The sequence below is a fragment of the Ilumatobacter sp. genome, from assembly GCF_049588435.1.
Lineage (GTDB): Bacteria > Actinomycetota > Acidimicrobiia > Acidimicrobiales > Ilumatobacteraceae > Ilumatobacter_A.
This window is the reverse complement of sequence record NZ_JBAVYV010000224.1, coordinates 1-3,453: the sequence shown is the minus strand read 5'-3', so window position 1 is coordinate 3,453 and position 3,453 is coordinate 1. Positions and strand designations below refer to the sequence as shown.

Genomic DNA, 3,453 nt, shown 5'->3' with positions numbered 1-3,453 from the left:
CGGGGTCGAGCGCGGTCTCATCGATCGAGCGCCCCAACCTCTCGGCCGTCGAACGGAACGCCTCCTGCCAGTCGGGATCCGCGCCATCGACCCACGTATAGACGATGTCGATCGGGTCGACGACGTGTTCGAGGTTCGCTCCCACGGGGAATGCGGCGCGTCCCGGGTACGGCCGTCCGTCGACGATCTCGGTGGTGACCGGAGAACGGGAGTCGAAACGCTCCTGGCCGCGGTCGCCGATCTTCTCGAGCAGGCCGGAGGTACCTGCCTCCCAGAATCCGATCACTGCGCCCTGCTCGGAACCGACCGCCTGATCGCCCCACGCAAACGCTTGGAACACATTCCACTCGCGTGCCCGTATGACGTGCCGATTCGAACGTGCCGTGCGAGCGGGGACGACCCCCGTGCGTTCCGCGCCGGTCCACTCGACGTACCAGCCCGGGGCATCCAGTCCGGCGAGCGCCGAGATCGCAGCGACCCTGTCGGCGAGCGCCACTCCGAACTCGAGCCCGTCACCACGACGACCGACAACGGAATGATCGACACCATGGGCGGTCAACGCGTCACTCACAGCCGTCGCGGTGGCATGTCCGATCTCGAACAGTGGCGCCGGAAGAGGTCCGGCGGTCGTGATTCTGCGAGAGCCGAAGGCCGCTGGCGCTGTCGACGAGCGCTCGGCGGACGACGATCCCAGAACTGGGCGGACGCGACCGGCGAGATCGTCCCTGCGCCTCTTCACCCGCAGCGACGAGGTGCGCCGATAGAGCTCGGAGACCTGCGGGGGGAGGCGACGATCGACGCGGTACCGCTGCACGAGGGCTCGGAGGCGTTGCACTCGATCGGCCATCACTGCGGCGATGTTAACGGCGACGGCACGGGGCAGGCGGACGGCCGCATCGGACGATCGACCACCGAAAACCCACCCGTTGATAGCGTGATGCGCGATGTCCGTCTCGATTGGTAGCCGCGGTCTGCCCGAACTCCGCGACGCCCACGAGGCGGAAAAGCTCGGCCCATATCTCCGCGATGTGCGAAGTCGTTGGAGCTACATCCGCCACGTGGCGATGAACGAACTGCGCTCGCGCCAGGCGACCAACGTGCTCGGTGGCCTGTGGCACCTCCTCAATCCAGCGCTGTCGATTGCGGTGTACTTCCTCGTCTTCGGTGTCATCCTCCAAACCGACCGTGGCGTCGACGACTTCCTCGCCTTCCTGACGATCGGGCTGTTCATCTTCCAGTACGGCCAGAAGTGCACGATCGACGGCGCGCGATCGGTCGTGTCGAACCGCGGACTGATCAAGGCGGTGCGCTTTCCGCGGGTGATCCTGCCGCTCACGTCCACCGCGACCGAGGCGCTGGCGGCGATCCCGACCTTTCTGGTCGCATACGCTGTCGCCCTCGTCTCCGGCATCACACCGAGCTGGCGATGGTTGATGTTGCCCTTCATCCTCGTGCTGATGACCATGTTCAATGCCGGTTCGGCGATGGTTGCGGGACGCCTCACCACGCACTTCGCCGACACGACCCAACTCTTGCCGTTTGCATTCCGGCTGCTGTTGTACCTGTCCGGGGTCATCTTCAGTGTCGATGCCTACGTCGACAGCAACCCCCTCTTGAACACCTTGTTCACGTTGAACCCGTACTACTGCTTCATCACGCTGGCGCGATGGAGCATCATGTCCGGCAACCTGCAGACGGACCTGCTGGTATCGGCGATCGTGTGGTCGGTCGCACTTCTGGTCATCGGTTTCCTCTGGTTCCGCGCTGCCGAGGAGACGTATGCCCGTGACTGACCTCACCGCCACGTCGATGCTCGACTACGACTCCTCACGCGCGCCGGTGGCTGTCGAGATCGAGGATGTCGACATCACCTACAAGGTGTACGAGGAGAAGTACTTCAGCGCACGAGACCTCGTGACACGCGGGTTCCGCGGTCGCACCTCGATCGAAGTTCACGCCGTCAAGTCGGTGTCGTTCGATGTCCACGTCGGCGAGGCGGTCGGCATCGTCGGCTCGAACGGGTCGGGGAAGTCGACGTTGCTGCGTGCAATCGCTGGCTTGCAATCGCTCGCTGCCGGCTCGATCCGCGTCCGCGGCGATGTCAGCCTGCTCGGCGTGGGTGCGGCCCTCAAGCCCCTGCTGTCGGGCTACCGCAACGTGATGCTCGGGGGACTCGCGATGGGTCTCGAGCCGGACGAGGTGCGCGAGAAGATGGACGAGATCATCGACTTCTCCGGCCTGGGAGCGGCGATGGGTCGCCCGATGAACACGTACTCCTCCGGGATGCGTGCGCGACTGGCGTTCTCAATCGCCACCTTGCGGGTTCCCGACATCTTGTTGATCGACGAAGCCTTGGCCGTCGGCGACAAAGACTTCCGCGAGCGGAGTCTCCAACGTGTGCGTGAGATCCAAGCGGCCGCGGGCACGATCGTGATGGTCACCCACAACCTCAACGAGATCCGCAACACCTGCTCCCGTGTGGCGTGGCTCGACCAGGGCAGGCTGGTTGCCCTGGGCGACGTCGCCGAGGTGCTCGAGCGGTATGAGGCGGGCTGACCGCCAACCTTGCCGCGACACACGGAGCTGAGCGTCGGTCTCTGCCCGAACGATTCGTGCACTCACGTGCTCGGATGACTCCTGAGTGCTCCGTCGATTTCCCACGGCGCCGGGTACGGAAAGCGTCGGTTGAGGAAGTCGGCGAGAAGTGGTCGCACGTCCGCTTGTTGCTGGTGCGTCATCTCCCCGTCGTTGAGGCACAGGGTGTCGAACGACGCCGAGCGCAATCGAGCAAGGTGATCGGCGACGTTGTCCGATTCGAGCGCGAGGTACTCGTACGCGAGGTTTCCGACACTCGCGCGACCTGTCACCTGCGCATAGCGGTGGTGCAGAGCGGCCGCGAAGGACACGTCGCCGGTTGAGCGGAATCTCGCGTGCATCGTCGCTCGGTACCTGTCATCGAAGCGCTGCTCTGCCTCGATCAGCAGCTGCCGTTGCTGCGGATGCGGTGTGTGGATGAGTTTGTTGCGGGGAGCCCATCCGAATTCACGAAAGAGCTCGAGTTGGAGGTTGCGGCCGGCGTGGTCGACGGATTTGTCCGTCGCGTGCAGTTCGCCGACGGGGAACAGGGCGGTCGACGGAAAGAAGTGTGACGTTCCACAACGCTCGAAGTACGTGGCCCAGTCGGAGGTCCGCCCGAAGAACACGTCGTCGTTGAGATAGAGGTAGTGATCGGCGAGTCCGTCGATGTGATGGAGCTGAGTCTCGATCGCGTGAGAGTTGAAGGTCGGCAACGCTGACGGGTCCTCGAAGATCGAGGCATGTTCCACGATCGTGATCCGTGGATCGGCGGTGTCCAACCACGGGGGAACCTGGCCATCGGTCACGATGTAGATGTGACGGGCGTACGGAACGTGCTCCCAGACCGACCGCAGCGAGTACCGGAGTTCATCCAGC

General features: G+C 64.4%; 4 protein-coding genes. 2 read left to right on the top strand and 2 right to left on the bottom strand.

Going from position 1 to position 3,453, the window contains the following annotated elements:
* Window positions 1-571, bottom strand: a 571-nt coding sequence (locus WBV89_RS08600; RefSeq protein ID WP_423980923.1) for a Stealth CR1 domain-containing protein, incomplete at its 3' end; no start/stop codon positions are given.
* A 373-nt stretch (window positions 572-944) separates the two neighbouring features.
* On the opposite strand from WBV89_RS08600, the gene WBV89_RS08595 reads away from it, so the two are divergent.
* The gene (locus WBV89_RS08595) at window positions 945-1,793 is read left to right on the top strand and encodes an ABC transporter permease (RefSeq protein ID WP_423980922.1); all 849 of its coding nucleotides are present in this window, start codon (window positions 945-947) and stop codon (window positions 1,791-1,793) included.
* On the top strand, window positions 1,780-2,556 hold the full coding sequence (locus WBV89_RS08590; RefSeq protein WP_423980921.1) for an ABC transporter ATP-binding protein: 777 nt from the start codon (window positions 1,780-1,782) through the stop codon (window positions 2,554-2,556). The genes WBV89_RS08595 and WBV89_RS08590 overlap by 14 nt, the downstream gene beginning before the upstream one ends.
* A 62-nt stretch (window positions 2,557-2,618) precedes the next feature.
* Here WBV89_RS08590 and WBV89_RS08585 read toward each other — a convergent pair.
* A partial coding sequence (locus WBV89_RS08585) for a stealth conserved region 3 domain-containing protein (RefSeq protein ID WP_423980920.1) occupies window positions 2,619-3,453 on the bottom strand: 835 nt, incomplete at its 5' end.